The sequence below is a fragment of the Streptomyces similanensis genome, assembly GCF_039543625.1.
Lineage (GTDB): Bacteria > Actinomycetota > Actinomycetes > Streptomycetales > Streptomycetaceae > Streptomyces > Streptomyces similanensis.
In genome coordinates this window covers 13297-30611 of record NZ_BAABKC010000070.1, presented here as the reverse complement: position 1 = coordinate 30611, position 17315 = coordinate 13297, and the positions used below count along the sequence as shown (strand labels likewise).

The window sequence follows — 17315 nt, the reverse complement described above, 5'->3', positions numbered from 1 at the left end:
GAGCCGGCTCCCACGGCTCCTCCGGGAACGGCTCCCTCCAGGAGCGGCGACGGCGCCCCGGGCACGACAGGTCCCCACCGAACCCCGCGCGGCCCGCCCGCGCGCCCTTGAGGAGAACACCACCATGAGCAAGCGCAACAGCCAGACGGCGAAGACGGCGGCCCGCGAGCGGCTGCGCGCCGAGCGCGAGCGCCAGGCCAAGCGCGACCGGACGAAGCGGCAGGTCATCGTCGCCGCCTCCGTCGTCGTCGTGCTGGCCGCGGCCGGCGGCATCGGATACGCCGTCGTCCAGGCCAACAAGCCCAGCGGCTGGGACGCGGCGAAGACCAAGCCGCTGGTGAAGCCGGCCCACACCACCGGCGAGAACGGCACGACCGTCGTCATAGGCAAGAGCACCGCCAAGAAGACCCTCACCGTCTACGAGGACCCGCGCTGCCCGGTCTGCGCCCAGTTCGAGCAGGCCGTCGGCTCGACGGTGAAGAAGGACGTCGACGACGGCAAGTTCAAGCTCCAGTACGTCGGCGCGACCTTCCTGGACAAGAACCTCCCGGGCGTGGGCTCCAAGAACGCGCTCAGCGCCCTCGGCGCCGCGCTGAACGTCAGCCCGGAGGCGTTCGTCGAGTTCAAGTCCGCGATGTACTCGACCAAGTGGCACCCCGAGGAGACCGACGACAAGTTCAAGGACGACGCCTACCTGCTCAAGATCGCGGACACGGTCCCCGCGCTCAAGGGCAACGCGGCCTTCCAGAAGGCCGTGAAGGAGGGCACCTACGACCGCTGGGCCCTGGAGGAGGCGAAAATCTTCGACAAGGACGGCATCAGCGGCACCCCGACCCTGAAGATGGACGGCAAGACGCTGACGGGCCCCGACGGCAAGAACGCGCCGTCCACCCCGGAGGACTTCAACAAGGCCATCGACGCGGCCCTGAAGGGCTGATCGGGCGCGCGGTCCCAACCCGGGCCGAAGAGCGGGCGAACTTTTGTCGGTTCGCCCGCTCATCGGGTGTACTGATCAGTAATCTGATCGGCCGTGACCAGTCGATACAGAGCAACCCAGGACGACGCCTCGCGAGCCGAGCTCGTCAACCCGCTTTCCCCGCGCCGCCGTACGGTCGTCAAGGCCGCGGCGGCCGGTGTGGTGCTGGCGGCGCCGCTCGCCGCCGCGCTGCCCGCGCGGGCCGCCGCGAGCGCGCCCGCCTTCCTGCACGGCGTCGCCTCCGGCGACCCGCTGCCCGACGGTGTCCTGCTGTGGACCCGGGTGACCCCGACCGAGGAGGCCGTGCCGGGCTCCGGGCTCGGTCCGGACACCGAGGTGAGCTGGGTGGTGGCCCGGGACAAGGCGTTCACGGACGTCGTCGCCCGGGGCTCCACCACCGCGACCGCCGCCTGCGATCACACCGTCAAGGCCGACATACGCGGCCTGGCGCCGGCCACCGACTACTGGTTCCGCTTCTCCGCCGGCGGCGCCGACTCCCCCGCCGCCCGCACCCGCACCGCGCCCGCCCACGACGCCGCCGTCACCGGGCTGCGCTTCGGCGTGGTCTCCTGCGCCAACTGGGAGGCCGGTTACTTCTCCCCGTACCGGCACCTCGCGGCCCGCGGTGACCTGGACGCCTGGCTGCACCTGGGCGACTACATCTACGAGTACAAGTCGGGCGAGTACGCGGCGCGCGGCAAGGTGGTGCGCCCGCACGCCCCGGCCAACGAGATCCTCACCCTGGCCGACTACCGGATCCGGCACGCGAAGTACAAGACCGACCCCGACCTCCAGGCGCTGCACCACCGGGCGCCGGTCGTCGCGATCTGGGACGACCACGAGTTCGCCGACAACGCCTGGTCGGGCGGCGCGGTCAACCACACCGAGGGCGCCGAGGGCGCCTGGAGCGACCGCAAGGCCGCCGCCCAGCAGGCGTACTTCGAGTGGATGCCGGTCCGCCCGGCGATCGCCGGCACCACCTACCGCCGGCTGCGCTTCGGCAAGCTCGCCGACCTGTCCCTGCTCGACCTGCGCTCCTTCCGCTCCCAGCAGGCGTCCACCGGCAGCGGCTCGGTCGACGACCCGGACCGCACCATCACCGGCCGCGCCCAGCTGGACTGGCTGAAGTCGGGTCTCGCGGCGTCCGACACCACCTGGCGGCTGGTCGGCAACTCGGTGATGATCTCCCCCTTCGTCGTCGGCTCCCTCTCCGCCGACCTGCTCAAGCCGCTGGCGAAGCTGCTCGGGCTGCCGCAGGAGGGCCTGGCGATCAACAGCGACCAGTGGGACGGCTACACCGACGACCGCCGCGAGCTGCTGGCCCACCTGCGCGCCAACGCCATCCGCAACACCGTCTTCCTGACCGGCGACATCCACATGGCGTGGGCCAACGACGTGCCGGTGGACGCCGGCACCTACCCGCTGTCCGCCTCGGCCGCCACGGAGTTCGTGGTCACCTCGATGACCTCGGACAACCTCGACGACATCGTCAAGGTGCCCGAGGGCGTGGTCTCGGCGGTGGCCGCACCGGTCATCCAGGCCGCCAACCGGCACGTGCACTGGGTGGACACGGACCGGCACGGCTACGGCGTCCTGGACATCACCGCGCAGCGCGCGCAGATGGACTACTACGTCGTCTCCGACCGCACGAAGCAGGACGCCACCTCGTCCTGGGCGCGGTCGTACCGCACCCGCAGCGGCACCCAGAAGGTCGAGCGGACCTACGACCCGGTGTAGCCGCGCCGGGCCGCCGCCCTACAGGCTGTCGAGGAAGCCGAGCGCCACCCGCCAGGTGGCCTCGGCCGCCTGCGCGTCGTGGTCCGGCAGGTCCGGGTCGGTGTAGAGGTGGCCGGCCCCCGGGTAGCGGTACACCTCCACGTCGGCGCCGGTGCGGCCCATCTGGAGGTACCAGGCGCTCAGCCAGTCGTCCGTCTCGAACGGGTCGGGCTCGGCCACGTGCAGCTGCACGGGCAGGGCGTCCACGGCCGCGTTCGGCGCGACGTCGGAGGTGCCGTGCAGGAGCAGCAGGCCGCGCGCCTTGTCGTCGCCGAGGGCGAGGGTCTGCGCGATCGCGGCGCCCAGCGAGAACCCGGCGTACACCAGGCCCCGTTCCGAGTACGGCGCCGCGGCCAGCACGGCGCGCCGGAGCAGCTCGTCCTTGCCGACGCCGTCCTTGAAGGCGACGCCCTCCTCGATCGAGTCGAACGTACGCCCCTCGAAGAGGTCCGGGGTCCACACCTCGTGCCCGGCGGCGCGCAGCCGGTCCGCGGCCTCGCGCACGGCGGGCCTGAGGCCCTGGGTGGAGTGGAAGAGCATGATGTTCATGAGGCCATGGTGCCAGCCGCCAGGGGCGCCGCCCGCCGCGGTTCGGCCACGCCGGGACGCGGGTTGACCTCGTCACATCGCCGGGGGCGCTACCCGCGATCCCGGCGAAGACACATGTTCATGCCCGGCCGGCTCCGGTTAGGAGCGCAGGCATGGAGAACGTACTCCGCCCGCTTGCCGTGATCGGCGGCTCGGTGTTCCTCACCCTGCTCATCGGCTGGGCCACCGACCTGCTGCTGCGCAAGGCCGACGAACGGCACCACGAGACACCTCTGTGGGGCCTGTTGCGCCGTGCCCGCGTGCCCTACCAACTCGTCCTGTGCGCCGCCCTGCTCAGAGGCTCCTACGACCAGGCCAAACTGCTCCTGGAGCACAAGGCCGGCATCGGCCGGACGCTGACCCTGGTGCTGATCGGGTCGGCCGCCTGGCTGACGATCCGGATCGCCGCGGCGATAGTCGAGACCTCGTACTCGCGCTACGCCAGTTCCCGCGCCCACCGCGACCCCGCCCGGGTGCGGCGGGTGCGCACCCAGGTCGAGCTGATCATGCGCGTGGTCTCGGCGGTCGTCATCGTCGTGGCCGCCGCCTCGATGCTGCTGACCTTCCCCGCGATGCGCGCGGCCGGCGCCTCGCTGCTGGCCTCGGCCGGCATCCTCGGCATCGTCGCGGGCGTCGCCGCCCAGTCCACGCTGAGCAACATGTTCGCCGGGCTGCAGATCGCCTTCGGCGACATGGTGCGCATCGGCGACACCGTGGTCGTCGACGGCGAGTGGGGCACGGTCGACGAGATCACCCTGACCTTCCTGACGGTGCGCACCTGGGACGAGCGCCGGATCACCATGCCGGTGTCGTACTTCACGGCCAACCCGTTCGAGAACTGGTCGCGCGGCACCCCGCAGATGACCGGCACCGTCTTCTGGCACCTGGACCACTCCGCGCCGCTGGAGGCGATGCGCAAGAAGCTGCGCGACATCGTGCGCGAGTGCCCGGCCTGGGACGGCCGCGCCTACAACCTGTACGTCACCGACACCACCCAGAACACCATCGAGGTGCGGGCGCTGGTCACCGCGAAGGACGCCGACGACATCTTCACGGTGCGCGTCGCGGTGCGCGAGGAGATGATCCGCTGGCTGTGCGAGGAGCACCCCTACGCACTGCCGCGCGTCAACACGGCGCAGGCGGTCGTGCCGCAGGACGAGGCCGAGGAGGGCGGGCCCGCCCACGACGGCGTGGTGCGGCCCCGGCCCTCGCTCGACAAGGACGCCGACGTCAGGCGCGAGGAGCGCGGCGCGCGGGGGGCGCGCGAGGCGTCAGCCGGCCGGCCGGGGCGCCGGTGAGGCGCCGCGGCGGCCTCAGTGGCCGCGTTCCGCGCCCCCGTTGACCTGGATGATCTGCGAGGTGACGTGGCCGGCGGCCGGGGAGGCCAGCCAGTGCAGGGTGGCGGCGACGTCGCCCGGCGCGCCGGCCCGGCCGTCGGCGGTCTCGGCGACCAGCCGCTCCCGGCGGGCGTCGTCCATCGCCTCGCCGAAGAACTCGGTGTCCTCGATGTAGCCGGGCGCCACCACGTTCACCGTGATCCCGCGCGGGCCCAACTGGCGGGCCAGGTCGTGGGCGTAGGGGTGCAGCGCCGCCTTGGAGGCGGCGTAGGCGCCGGTGCCCGAGCCCCGGTAGGCGGCGATCGAGCTGAGGAACAGCACGCGTCCGCCGGGCTCGGCGAGCCGGTCCTTCAGGGCCTCGGTGAGGAGCACCGCGGTCAGCGTGTTGAGACGGAAGTTGACGTTCCAGTTGTCGGCGACGAGGTCGAGCGGATCGTCCCGCTCCACCCGGGGCTCCAGCTGACCGGTGCCGCCGGCGCCGTGCACCAGCACGTCCACCGCGCCGAGTTCGCCGGCCACGAAGCGGGCCACCCGCCGCGCCCCGTCGACGTCGCCGACGTCGGCGGCGAAGGTGAGCGCGCCGGGCACGTCCGCCGCGCGCAGCACCTCCTCCCGCCGGCCGAGCAGCAGGACCCGGTCGCCTCCGGCCGCGAACGCCTGCGCCGCGGCCAGCCCGATCCCCGTACCGCCACCACTGATCACCACGTTGCGAGTCATGGTGGCGAGCCTAGGCCCGTCGCGGACCAGGGCAAGGGGATTCGGGGCGCGTCCGGCAGGTCGGCGGTCAGCGCAGGCTGCGGACGTCGAGGTGGCGCAGCACCCGGTCCACGATCTCCGGGTCGGCGCCGGGCTCGCTGCGGGCCGCCAGCACCTCGTGCCGGGCCGCGCTCAGCATCTCGTTCTGGATCCGGCGCACCCGCCTGATCCTGCGTACCCGGTTCTCCTGGGCCTCGCGGCGCTCCTCGTCGCCGATCTGCGGGTTGATGCGCAGCCCGATGTCGAAGGCCCGGCGCAGCATCTGCTCGGACAGCTCCTCCGGCAGGTCCTCGACCGACTCGATCTCGCGCAGCCGCCGCCTGGCCGCCTTGGCCGCGCGCACCGCGAGCTGCTTCTCGAACTCCTTCTCGCGCTCGGTGTCGGCGCGCACCCCCAGCTTCTTGACCAGCCAGGGCAGGGTGAGGCCCTGGACGACGAGGGTGACCATGATGACCCCGAAGGCGATGAAGATGATCTCGTCGCGGTCGGGGAAGGGGGCGCCGCTCTCCGTCTTGAGCGGGATGGCGAGGGCCAGCGCCACCGAGGCCACGCCGCGCATCCCGGACCACCACATGACGACGGTCTCCCGCCAGCTGGTCGGGATGTCCTCGTCGTAGTCGCGCAGCGCGTGCAGGCGTTTGGTGAGCCAGGTGGCCGGCAGCAGCCACAGCAGCCGTACGAAGACCACCACGGCCACGACCAGGCCGGCCCAGCCGAGCAGTTCGTGCCAGCGGCTGGAGGCCGTCCTGAGGGCGTTGTGGAGCTCCAGGCCGACCAGTCCGAAGGCGACGCCGGTGACCAGGGTGTCGACGACGTCCCAGACGGTGTGCCCGGCCAGCCGGGACAGCACGTCGTCGGCGTCGGCGGCGTGCTCGGCCAGGAACAGCGCGGTGGTGAGGACGGCCAGGACGCCGGAGCCGTGCAGTTCCTCGGCCAGGACGTAGGAGGCGTAGGGCACCAGCAGCGTCAGGCCGATCTGGAGGGTGGGGTCGCCGAGCCGGTCCAGCATCTTGTTGGCGCCCCAGCCGAGCGCCACGCCCACGATCAGCGCGACCACGGCGGACAGCACCAGGTCGAGCCCGGCCCGCCAGACCGAGAACTCGCCGCTGACGGCGGCGGCGATCGCCACGTGGTAGAGCACGATGGCCGTGACGTCGTTGAACAGCCCCTCGCCCTCCAGGATCGACACCAGGCGGCGGGGCAGTCCGAGCTGTCCGGCGACGGCGGTGGCGGCGACCGGGTCGGGCGGGGCGACCAGCGCGCCGAGCGCGAGGGCGGCGGCCACCGGCAGGCCCGGCACGACGGCGTGGGCGACGGCGGCGACACAGAGGGTGGTGACGAACACCAGCGCGACGGCCAGCAGGAAGATCGGCCGTTTGTTCGCCGCGAACTGGCGCCAGGAGGTGCGCCGCACGGCGGCGTAGAGCAGCGGCGGCAGCAGCGCGGGCAGGATCAGGTCGGGCGGGATGTCGACGTTCGGCACGAAGTCCAGGACCGCCAGCACGATCCCGAGCAGGGTCATCAGCACCGGCGCGGGCAGCCCGAGCCAGTCGCCGACCGGGACGCTGATCACGGCCCCGAGCAACACGATGAACAGCAGGGCCAACTGATCCACGGTCAGCGCTCCGGGAGGTCGAGGCGATCACACGGCAAGCCTCAAGCCTGCCATGCCACCCAGCTCACGGGCCTCTTCGGGGGCCGTGGGACGGTTCCTGTCGCGGCGGCCGGAGCGCCGCGACGGTCCGGAGACGGGCCCTACAGGGCGCGTCGCATCGCCCGGTGCGGAATGCCGGCGTCCGGGAACTCGGGGCCGTACGCCTCGTAGCCCAGCCGCTCGTAGAAGCCGAGGGCGTGCGTCTGCGCGTGCAGGTCGACGGCGGTGAGGCCGTGCGCGCGGGCCGCCTCCTCGACGGCGCGCACCAGGGCGACGCCGACGCCCAGCCCGCGGGCCTCCTTGGTGACGGCGAGCCGGCCGAGGGAGCCGACGCCCGCCGCCCCGCCGGTCCTGGCCGCGGCGGACGCGCCGTGCAGCAGCCGGCCGGTGCCCAGCGGCACGCCGTCGTCCCGGACGGCGAGCACGTGCACCGCGACGGCGTCGTACGCGTCGTACTCGATCTCCTCGGCGACGCCCTGCTCGGCGACGAAGACCTCCTTGCGGACCGCGAAGCACGCCTCGCGGTCGGCGGCGCTCCCGGCGAGCCGCACCTCGTACGTCACGGCGGACAGGCTCATGCGTAGGTCTCCTCGCGGACCTGGTCCAGGGCCTGCTGGAGGTCCTCGGGGTAGTCGCTGGCGAACTCGGCCCACCGGCCGTCCCCGGGGTGCTCGAAGCCGAGGCGCACGGCGTGCAGCCACTGCCGGGTCAGCTTCAGGCGCTTGGCGAGCGTGGGGTCGGCGCCGTAGGTCAGGTCGCCGACGCAGGGGTGGCGGTGGGCCGCCATGTGGACGCGGATCTGGTGGGTGCGGCCGGTCTCCAGCTTCACGTCGAGCAGGGACGCGGCGCGGAACGCCTCGATCAGGTCGTAGTGCGTCACGGAGGGCTTGCCCTCGGCGGTGACCGCCCACTTGTAGTCGTGGTTCGGGTGCCGGCCGATGGGCGCGTCGATGGTGCCGCTCGTCGGGTCGGGGTGGCCCTGGACCAGGGTGTGGTAGCGCTTGTCGACCGTGCGCTCCTTGAACTGGCGCTTGAGCGAGGTGTACGCGTACTCGGACTTGGCGACCACCATCAGACCGGAGGTGCCGACGTCGAGGCGGTGCACGATGCCCTGGCGCTCGGCGGCGCCGGAGGTGGAGATGCGGTACCCGGCGGCGGCCAGTCCGCCGATCACGGTGGGGCCGCTCCAGCCGGGGCTGGGGTGGGCCGCGACGCCGACCGGCTTGACGATCACCACGACGTCGTCGTCGTCGTGCACGATCTCCATGCCCTCGACCGGCTCGGCGACGATCCGCACGGGCGCGGGCGCCTGCGGCATCTCGACCTCCAGCCAGGCGCCGCCGCTCACCCGCTCGGACTTGCCGACCACCGTGCCGTCGACCAGCACCTTGCCCGCCGCGGCCAGCTCGGCCGCCTTCGTACGGGAGAAGCCGAACATGCGGGAGATGGCGGCGTCGACGCGCTCGCCCTCCAGGCCGTCGGGCACGGGCAGGGTACGGATCTCGGGAAGCGTGCTCACCCGTCGAGTATGCCGGACGGGTCCGGCACTCCCGTACGCCAGCCTGTGCGGCTCAGTCCTTGTGGACGCTTCCGTCGGGGTCCAGGCCGCGGAAGGAGAGCAGCACGATCAGGATGCCGCCGCACACGATCGCCGAGTCGGCGAGGTTGAAGACGGCGAAGTGCTTGGGCGAGATGAAGTCGACGACCGCGCCCTTGAAGACGCCCGGCGAGCGGAAGATCCGGTCGGTGAGGTTGCCGAGCGCGCCGCCGAGCAGCAGGCCGAGGGCGACCGCCCAGGGCAGGCTGTACAGCTTGCGGGCCAGCCGGACGATCACCACGATCACGGCGGCCGCGATCACCGTGAAGATCACCGTGTAGGCCTCGCCGAAGCTGAAGGCGGCGCCCGAGTTGCGGATCGCCTCCAGCTGGAGCCAGTCCCCGACGACCCGCACGGGCGCGTGGTGCTCCAGCTTGGCGACCACCAGCAGCTTGCTGACCAGGTCGAGGGCGTACGCGAACGCCGCGACCGAGAACAGCACGGCGATCCGGCGCCCGCGGCGGGGACGCTCCTCGCCGGCCGGGTCCGCCGTCCGCCGCGCGTCCGCTTCCCCGGACGCGCCGGGGGCCGCCGCCGGGCCGTCGGCGCCGGACGCCTCGCCCGGCGCCGACCGCGCGCCGGGCCGCTCCGTCTCCGGGGTGTCGTCCGGCGTACCGATGATGCGCTCCGCCTCTGCCACGTGAGTCCCTCGACCTAGGTACCTGACTGAGGAACGAGGGTACGGCACGCCCCGGACCCGGTTCAGTACCGGCGTTCCTGCTTCTGCTTGCACTCCACGCACAGGGTGGCGCGCGGGAAGGCCTGCATCCGGGCCTTGCCGATCGGCTCGCCGCAGTTCTCGCACCGGCCGTAGGTGCCGGCGTCCAGCCGCTCCAGGGCGCGCTCGGTCTGGGTGAGCATCTCGCGCGCGTTGGCGGCGAGCGCCATCTCGTGCTCGCGCGTGATGTTCTTGGTGCCGGTGTCCGCCTCGTCGTCGCCCGCGCCGTCGCCGGAGTCCCGCATCAGGCCCGCCAGGGCCTCCTCGGACGAGCTGATCTCGGTGCGCAGCCGCTCCGTCTCGGACTGGAGCTCCCCGCGGGCCTCGTCCACCTCGGCCGCGGTCCACGGGTCCTCGCCCGGCCGTACCGCGAGGTCGCCGGGCTCGGCCGCCGCGGCGAGCCGTGCCGCCGGAACGGCGGAGGTGTCCGCCGCGGCCGCCGTACCAGGGGTCTTCTTCGCAACCACCGTCGTGACCTCCGTCTGCTTGGCGGCACGCGCCGCACCCGCCTTGTTGCCCGTGCTCTTCCTGCCCACACGGACGCCGTCCGCACCCTTCGCACCCGACCCGTCCGGGGCCGCCCACTTTCTGGAGGAATCGCGCTGAGACGATAAGCTGGGACGATAAATCGACAGGGGTCCCGCGGCAACGGGGCACGCCGCCCGATCCGCCCGCCGCGCGGGTGCCGTCCGCCGGCGGACACCCATGCGTGGTGCCCAGCTCCCCGCCGGATAATCCGGCCGACCGGTAGTCCGGCGGCCGCCCCGATCCGCACCCGGCCCCGCGCGCCGTTCGGGTCACGCGCCGGATAACCGGTCGGCCGCCGCGTACGGCGCGCCGTACACTGGGCGCAGCGAGAAGCGTGGATGGGGACGAGTAGCGGCGTGAGCGGCCCAGAGCGACCCGGGGACGGTGTGAGCCCGGGGGCGAGCGCGACGTGAAGATCACCCCGGAGCCGCCGGAAGAACGCCCAGCGAAGCCGCCGGGCCACTAGACCCGGCATCGCGACCCCAATGAGGGGGCTTGTCGGGGCGTACGGCGCACCGGGGGGCCAAGGAGGGTGGTACCGCGGGAGCGCGCCGCACACGGCGTAGGAAGCACGAAGGCTCTCGTCCCTCCGACGGAAGGCAGCACGTCCGCCGGAGGAAGCTCGTTGAACACGCAGCCGCAGTACCGCCAGGTGCCCGCCCAGGTCGACCTGCCCGCGCTCGAACACGCGGTGCTCGACTTCTGGCGCGAGCAGAAGATCTTCGCCAAGAGCCTTCAGCAGTCCGAGGGCCGCCCCGAATGGGTGTTCTACGAGGGCCCGCCCACCGCCAACGGCATGCCGGGCGCCCACCACATCGAGGCGCGCGTCTTCAAGGACGTCTTCCCCCGGTTCCGCACCATGCGCGGCTACCACGTGGCCCGCAAGGCCGGCTGGGACTGCCACGGCCTGCCGGTGGAGCTGGCGGTGGAGAAGGAGCTGGGCTTCAGCGGCAAGCAGGACATCGAGGCGTACGGCATCGCCGAGTTCAACGCCAAGTGCCGCGCATCGGTGACCCGGCACACCGACGCCTTCGCCGAGCTGACGACCCGCATGGGCTACTGGGTCGACCTGGACGACGCCTACCGCACCATGGACCCCGAGTACGTCGAGTCGGTGTGGTGGTCGCTGAAGCAGATCTTCGACAAGGACCTGCTGGTCCAGGACCACCGCGTCGCCCCCTGGTGCCCCCGCTGCGGCACCGGCCTGTCCGACCACGAGCTGGCGCAGGGCTACGAGACGGTCGTGGACCCCTCGGTCTACGTCCGCTTCCCGCTGACCTCCGGCCCGCTGGCGGGCGAGGCCGCGCTGCTGGTGTGGACGACGACCCCGTGGACGCTGGTGTCCAACACGGCGGTCGCCGCGCACCCGGACGTGACGTACGTCGTCGCGACGAACGGCGCCGAGAAGCTGGTCGTGGCCGAGCCGCTGGTCGCCAAGGCGCTCGGCGAGGACTGGGAGGTGACCGGACAGTCCTTCACCGGCGCGGAGATGGAGCGCTGGACCTACCGGCGCCCCTTCGAGCTGATCGAGTTCCCGAGCGTCAGCGAGGGGACCGACCGGCACAGCCCGAGCGTCAGCGAGGGGACCGACGGGCACAGCCCGAGCGCCGGCGAGGGGACCGACGGGCACAGCCCGAGCGTCAGCGAGGGGACCGACGGGCACAGCCCGAGCGTCAGCGAGGGGACCGACGGGCACAGCCCGAGCGCCGGCGAGGGGACCGCTGGGCACCGCCCGGCGCCCGCGCACTTCGTGGTCAACGCCGAGTACGTCACCACCGAGGACGGCACCGGTCTGGTGCACCAGTCCCCCGCCTTCGGCGAGGACGACCTCAAGGTCTGCCGCGCCTACGGCCTGCCGGTCGTCAACCCGGTGCGCCCCGACGGCACCTTCGAGGAGGACGTCCCGCTGGTCGGCGGCGTCTTCTTCAAGAAGGCCGACGAGAAGCTCACCGAGGACCTCGCCGAGCGCGGCCTGCTCTTCCGGCACCTGCCCTACGAGCACAGCTACCCGCACTGCTGGCGCTGCCACACCGCGCTGCTGTACTACGCCCAGCCCTCCTGGTACATCCGCACCACGGCCGTCAAGGACCGGCTGCTCCAGGAGAACGAGAAGACCAACTGGTTCCCGGACACGGTCAAGCACGGCCGGTTCGGCGACTGGCTGACCAACAACATCGACTGGGCGCTGTCCCGCAACCGCTACTGGGGCACCCCGCTGCCCATCTGGCGCTGCGAGGAGGGCCACCTCACCTGTGTCGGCTCCCGCGCGGAGCTGACCGAGCTGACCGGCGCCGACCAGTCGGGCCTGGACCCGCACCGCCCGTTCATCGACGAGGTCGTCTTCGGCTGCCCGCAGGACGGGTGCGGGGCGACGGCCACGCGCGTGCCGGAGGTCATCGACGCCTGGTACGACTCGGGCTCGATGCCGTTCGCGCAGTGGGGTTACCCGTACAAGAACAAGGAGCTGTTCGAGAGCCGCTACCCGGCGCAGTTCATCTCCGAGGCGATCGACCAGACCCGCGGCTGGTTCTACACCCTGATGGCCATCGGCACCCTGGTGTTCGACGAGTCGTCGTACGAGAACGTCGTGTGCCTGGGCCACATCCTGGCCGAGGACGGCCGCAAGATGTCCAAGCACCTCGGCAACATCCTCCAGCCGATCCCGCTGATGGACCAGCACGGCGCGGACGCGGTGCGCTGGTTCATGGCGGCCGGCGGCTCCCCCTGGGCGGCCCGCCGGGTGGGCCACGGCACCATCCAGGAGGTCGTCCGCAAGACGCTGCTGACCTACTGGAACACGGTCGCCTTCCAGGCGCTGTACGCCCGTACGTCGAACTGGGCGCCCAGCGGGGCCGACCCGGCCCCGGCCGACCGCCCGGTGCTGGACCGCTGGCTGCTCAGCGAGCTGCACGCGCTGACCGACCAGGTCACCCAGGCCCTGGAGGCGTACGACACGCAGCGGGCCGGCAAGCTGCTGTCCGCGTTCGTCGACGACCTGTCCAACTGGTACGTCCGCCGCTCGCGCCGCCGCTTCTGGCAGGGCGACAAGGCGGCCCTGCGCACGCTGCACGAGGTCGTCGAGACGGTGACCCGGCTGATGGCGCCGCTGACCCCGTTCATCACCGAGCGGGTCTGGCAGGACCTGGTCGTGCCGGTGACGCCGGGCGCCCCGGAGTCGGTGCACCTCGCCTCCTGGCCCGAGGCCGACCTGTCGGCGATCGACCCGGAGCTGTCGCGGCAGATGGTGGTCGTGCGGCGGCTGGTGGAGCTGGGCCGGGCCACGCGCGCGGAGTCGGGCGTCAAGACCCGTCAGCCGCTGTCGCGGGCGCTGGTCGCGGTGGCCGGCTTCGAGTCCCTGGACACCGAGCTGCACGCGCAGATCACCGAGGAGCTGAACGTCTCCTCGCTGGCGTCGCTGTCCGAGGTCGGCGGGTCACTGGTGGACACCACCGCCAAGGCCAACTTCCGCGCGCTGGGCAAGCGGTTCGGCAAGCGGGTGCAGGACGTGGCCAAGGCGGTCGCCGCGGCCGACGCGGCGGCGCTGTCGCTGGCGCTGCGCGAGGGCACGGCGTCGGTGGAGGTCGACGGGGAGACCGTCGCGCTCACGCCGGACGAGGTGATCATCACGGAGACCCCGCGCGAGGGGTGGTCGGTGGCGTCCGACTCGGGTGCGACGGTGGCGCTGGACCTGGAGATCACCGAGGAGCTGCGGCAGGCGGGCCTGGCCCGGGACGCCATCCGGCTGATCCAGGAGGCGCGCAAGAACAGCGGCCTCGACGTGGCCGACCGGATCGCGCTGCGGTGGACGTCGACGGACGCGGCGGTGATCGCGGCGCTGTCGGAGCACGCCGGTCTGATCGCGGACGAGGTCCTCGCCACGGACTTCGCCCAGGGCGAGGCGGACGACGCCTACGGCGAGCCGTTCACGGACGAGGGCCTGAGCCTGACGTTCCGCCTCCGCAAGGCGTAGTCACTCCGGGAGGGGTGGGTGCGCGGGGGCGTCATTCGCCCCCGCCGCCCCTACCCGTCCCGTCCCTGGGGGCGGCGGCCCCCAGACCCCCGTTCGCGCAGTTCCCCGCGCCCCTCTCAGGGGCGCGGGGAACTGCGCGACCAGCCCCCACCGGCCCGCACCGGACGACGCGGCCCGCACACACGAGAACGGCCCCGGAGGAATCCTCCGGGGCCGTTTCGCAGGCTGCCGATGCCTAGTGGGTGCTGCCCGTCAGGGCCGCCGCCTCAGTTGTCGTCCTCGTCGATGAGGAAGCCCCGCATCGGGGACGGCGCCTGACCCATCGGCGACGGGCCCTGCGGCCGCACCGGCGCCATCGGCTGGGTCATCGCCGGCGACATCTGCTGCTGACCGCCGTAGGACGGTCCGGACGGGCTCGGCGCACCGCCCATGCCCTGGTTCCCGCCGTACGACGGAGCGCTCGCACCGGCCGGAGCCATCGACGGCGCCGGGGACGGCGGCAGCGACGCGGCGGCCGGAGTGCGCGGCGGGGCCAGCGAGTCGTCCGCCTGGGTCTCCAGCTGACGCAGCTGCGACTCCAGGTAGGACTTCAGACGCGTGCGGTACTCGCGCTCGAAGCCGCGCAGGTCCTCGACCTTGCGCTCCAGCGTGGCGCGGGCGGACTCCAGGGAGCCCATCGCGACGCGGTGCTTCTCCTGCGCGTCCCGCTCCAGGGCGTCCGCCTTGGCACGGGCGTCCCGCTCCAGGCCCTCGGCCCGCGACCGCGCCTCGCCGACGATCTTGTTGGCCTCGGAACGGGCCTCCGCGATCGCCTGGTCGGCGGTCTGCTGGGCCAGCGACAGCACGCGCGCGGCGCTGTCGCCACCGGGACCCTGACCCATCGGGCCGGGGCCGCCCATGGGACCGGGGCCGCCCATCGGGCCCGGACCCATCTGGCCCTGCATGGGACCCTGCCCCATTCCCTGGCCCATCGGACCGGGACCCTGACCCATCGGACCAGGACCCTGACCCATGGGGCCGGGACCCTGCGGGCCCTGTCCGCCGGGGCCGGCGGGCAGCTGCGGGGCGCCGCTCGGCAGCTGGGGCGGACCACCCATGGGGCCACCCATCTGCTGCTGCGGCGGGCCCGATATCCCGGCGGGCACCGGAGCCCCGGGACCTCGCATGCCCTGCTGCGGCATCCCGCCCTGCTGCATTCCGCCCTGCTGCATACCGCCCTGCTGCATTCCGCCCTGCTGCGGCATTCCGCCCTGCTGGGGCATCCCGCCGCCCTGCTGGGGCATGCCGCCCTGCTGCTGCGGGTGCTGCTGGTCCTGCTGCTCCGGGGGCTTGCGCATGTTCTGCTGGTTCTGGGCGGCGGCGCGGGTGGCCGCGGCCAGTTTGGCGCGCAGATCCTCGTTCTCACGGAGCAGACGGGTCAGCTCGGCTTCGACCTCGTCGAGGAAGGCATCGACCTCGTCCTCGTCATAGCCTTCTCGGAGGCGGACGGTCGTGAACTGCTTGTTCCGCACGTCCTCGGGGGTCAACGGCATCTCTTCACCTCAACGTAGTCATCGGCAGTCGGCAAGACCGTATCGTCCACACTCACGTCGCGAGGTTCCCCACGATGTAGATCAGGATGTAGACGATGATCATCAGAACGAAGAAGGACAGGTCGAGCGCCACGCCCCCGAGACGCAACGGCGGGATGAACCGCCGCAGAAGCTTCAACGGTGGATCGGTGACAGTGTAGGTGGCCTCGAGAACGACCACCATCGCCTTGCCGGGTTGCCACGAGCGGGCGAACTGGAACACGTAGTCCATGACCAATCGAAAGATCAGCACGATGAGGAACACCATCAGCGCGATGTAGAGAACCTCCATGGCCACGCCCATGATCGGTGCTTCCCTCTCCCCTGCTCCGTGCCTGTCTTCCAGCGGTGTGTCTCAGCTCTGGTTGAAGAACCCGCCCTCTGCGATGCGGGCCTTGTCCTCCGCCGTGACATCGACGTTAGCAGGCGACAACAGAAACACCTTCTGTGTCACCCGCTCGATGCTGCCGTGAAGACCGAACACCAAACCGGCCGCGAAGTCGACAAGTCGCTTCGCGTCCGTGTCGTCCATCTCGGTCAAGTTCATGATCACCGGGGTGCCTTCACGGAAGTGTTCCCCGATGGTACGGGCCTCGTTGTAGGTCCGGGGGTGAAGTGTGGTGATCCGGTACGGCTCACGTTCGGACACGACCTTGGGCATGATCACCGGTGCGTTCTTCTCCAGGCTTGCGCGTTCTTGTGTGATGGATGCCACGGGCGCGATGCGCGCCGGACGCCCGGATTCCGCCGGGAGCGAAGCGGAATGCGACACGGGTTCGCGGGGTGCCGGAGGCTGCACCACGCGTACCGGTTCGTCCCTTTGCGGCTGGTGTGTCCCGAGCGGCTGGTGCGGCGGCTCGTGCCGTCGGCGGTCCCGCTCGGGCTCCGGGTCCAGTTCGGGTTCGAAGTCGTCATCGGGGTCGAAACCCCGGCCGTCGTACCCATCGTCCTCCACGAGGCCGAGGTAGACCGCCATCTTGCGCATCGCGCCGGCCATGCTCTGAGTCCTCCGCTCTGTGGTGGATCCGCTGACGACCGCGAAGTCCCCGCGATCCACTAGGTCGTTGCGCCTTCTTCGGCGGTATTGACCATATTTTCTGCTGTGGTCCGACTTCCTGGCGACGTTACCCGAGCCCGGGGCGGACTCCGAGTACCGAGGTGCCGACGCGCACATGTGTCGCTCCGGCCGCCACGGCCTGTTCGAGGTCCCCGCTCATCCCTGCCGAGACCATGGTGGCAGCCGGATGGTTCCGGCGCAGGCGGGTCGACAAATCCATGAGCCGTTCGAACGCGGCCTGTTGACGGCCCGCGTACTCCCCGGTCAGCGGGGCGACGGTCATCAGTCCGCCGCACCGCAGCCCCGGCGCGAGCGCGAGCGCGTCGGCCAACTCCTCGATCCCGCCGGGCGCCACGCCGCCGCGCTCGCCGCGGCCGCCCTCGTCCGCGTCCAGGGCGACCTGGACCAGGCAGTCCAGCTCCCGCCCGGCCCGTACGGCCTCCTTCGACAGCGCCGTGACCAGCCGCGACCGGTCGACGGACTGCACGACGTCGGCGTATCCCACGACCGAGCGGACCTTGTTGGTCTGCAGTTGACCGACGAAGTGCCAACGGAGCGGCAGGTCGGCGCACTCGGCGGCCTTGGGCGCCGCCTCCTGGTCGCGGTTCTCGGCGACCTGGCGCACCCCGAGGTCCGCCAGGGTCCGCACGTCGGAGGCCGGGTAGGTCTTGGTGACCACGATGAGGGTCACGTCCTCGCGCCGGCGGCCGGCGGCGGCGCACGCGTCGGCGATGCGCTCCTCAACCCTCGCCAGGTTCCCGGCGAGTTCGTCCTTACGTTCCGTCAT

Annotated in this window: 15 protein-coding genes; 4 read left to right on the top strand and 11 right to left on the bottom strand. The window is 72.1% G+C overall.

The window, feature by feature from the left end; genetic code table 11:
• The first annotated feature begins 124 nt into the window (after nt 1-124).
• Complete coding sequence (locus ABEB07_RS22990) at nt 125-937, top strand: DsbA family protein (protein WP_176148589.1); 813 nt, start codon at nt 125-127, stop codon at nt 935-937.
• A gap of 93 nt (nt 938-1030) precedes the next feature.
• Nucleotides 1031-2713 (top strand): alkaline phosphatase D family protein, encoded by a 1683-nt coding sequence (locus ABEB07_RS22985; RefSeq protein WP_345670080.1) that lies wholly within the window; start codon nt 1031-1033, stop codon nt 2711-2713.
• An 18-nt stretch (nt 2714-2731) separates the two neighbouring features.
• On the opposite strand, the gene ABEB07_RS22980 is transcribed toward ABEB07_RS22985, so the two are convergent.
• On the bottom strand, nt 2732-3301 hold the full coding sequence (locus ABEB07_RS22980) for a dienelactone hydrolase family protein (RefSeq protein WP_176148591.1): 570 nt from the start codon (nt 3299-3301) through the stop codon (nt 2732-2734).
• Nucleotides 3302-3453: 152 nt separating this feature from the next.
• Between ABEB07_RS22980 and ABEB07_RS22975 the strand changes: the two genes are divergently transcribed.
• A complete protein-coding gene (locus ABEB07_RS22975; RefSeq protein WP_345670079.1) occupies nt 3454-4638 on the top strand; it encodes a mechanosensitive ion channel family protein in 1185 nt (394 codons plus the stop codon).
• A 15-nt stretch (nt 4639-4653) separates the two neighbouring features.
• Here the strand turns inward: ABEB07_RS22975 and ABEB07_RS22970 are convergent, their stop codons facing one another.
• The 6 genes from ABEB07_RS22970 to ABEB07_RS22945 all read right to left on the bottom strand — a co-directional run bounded on the left by ABEB07_RS22970 (nt 4654) and on the right by ABEB07_RS22945 (nt 10109).
• A complete protein-coding gene (locus ABEB07_RS22970; RefSeq protein ID WP_345670078.1) occupies nt 4654-5394 on the bottom strand; it encodes an SDR family NAD(P)-dependent oxidoreductase in 741 nt (246 codons plus the stop codon).
• A gap of 67 nt (nt 5395-5461) precedes the next feature.
• Nucleotides 5462-7048 (bottom strand): Na+/H+ antiporter, encoded by a 1587-nt coding sequence (locus ABEB07_RS22965; RefSeq protein ID WP_345670077.1) that lies wholly within the window; start codon nt 7046-7048, stop codon nt 5462-5464.
• Between the two features lie 140 nt (nt 7049-7188).
• On the bottom strand, nt 7189-7665 hold the full coding sequence (locus ABEB07_RS22960; RefSeq protein ID WP_345670076.1) for a GNAT family N-acetyltransferase: 477 nt from the start codon (nt 7663-7665) through the stop codon (nt 7189-7191).
• Complete coding sequence (locus ABEB07_RS22955; RefSeq protein ID WP_164586720.1) at nt 7662-8606, bottom strand: RluA family pseudouridine synthase; 945 nt, start codon at nt 8604-8606, stop codon at nt 7662-7664. The genes ABEB07_RS22960 and ABEB07_RS22955 overlap by 4 nt, the downstream gene beginning before the upstream one ends.
• Nucleotides 8607-8658: 52 nt before the next feature.
• A complete protein-coding gene (gene lspA, locus ABEB07_RS22950) occupies nt 8659-9324 on the bottom strand; it encodes a signal peptidase II (protein ID WP_176148595.1) in 666 nt (221 codons plus the stop codon).
• Nucleotides 9325-9386: 62 nt separating this feature from the next.
• Nucleotides 9387-10109: a TraR/DksA family transcriptional regulator gene (locus ABEB07_RS22945; protein ID WP_345670075.1), complete on the bottom strand. Its 723-nt coding sequence runs from the start codon at nt 10107-10109 to the stop codon at nt 9387-9389.
• A 446-nt stretch (nt 10110-10555) separates the two neighbouring features.
• Here ABEB07_RS22945 and ileS point away from each other — a divergent pair, with 446 nt between their 5' ends.
• Nucleotides 10556-13900: an isoleucine--tRNA ligase gene (gene ileS / locus ABEB07_RS22940; RefSeq protein WP_345670074.1), complete on the top strand. Its 3345-nt coding sequence runs from the start codon at nt 10556-10558 to the stop codon at nt 13898-13900.
• Nucleotides 13901-14166: 266 nt separating this feature from the next.
• Here the strand turns inward: ileS and ABEB07_RS22935 are convergent, their stop codons facing one another.
• From ABEB07_RS22935 to ABEB07_RS22920, 4 genes are all read right to left on the bottom strand, one after another.
• Nucleotides 14167-15432 carry a DivIVA domain-containing protein gene (locus ABEB07_RS22935; RefSeq protein ID WP_345670072.1) on the bottom strand — a complete coding sequence of 422 codons (1266 nt, stop codon included), beginning with the start codon at nt 15430-15432 and terminating at the stop codon, nt 14167-14169.
• A 52-nt stretch (nt 15433-15484) separates the two neighbouring features.
• Nucleotides 15485-15775 carry a YggT family protein gene (locus ABEB07_RS22930; protein ID WP_009188102.1) on the bottom strand — a complete coding sequence of 97 codons (291 nt, stop codon included), beginning with the start codon at nt 15773-15775 and terminating at the stop codon, nt 15485-15487.
• A 51-nt stretch (nt 15776-15826) separates the two neighbouring features.
• Nucleotides 15827-16468 carry a cell division protein SepF gene (locus ABEB07_RS22925; protein ID WP_164581617.1) on the bottom strand — a complete coding sequence of 214 codons (642 nt, stop codon included), beginning with the start codon at nt 16466-16468 and terminating at the stop codon, nt 15827-15829.
• 127 nt (nt 16469-16595) lie between these two features.
• On the bottom strand, nt 16596-17315 hold the full coding sequence (locus ABEB07_RS22920; RefSeq protein WP_345670070.1) for a YggS family pyridoxal phosphate-dependent enzyme: 720 nt from the start codon (nt 17313-17315) through the stop codon (nt 16596-16598).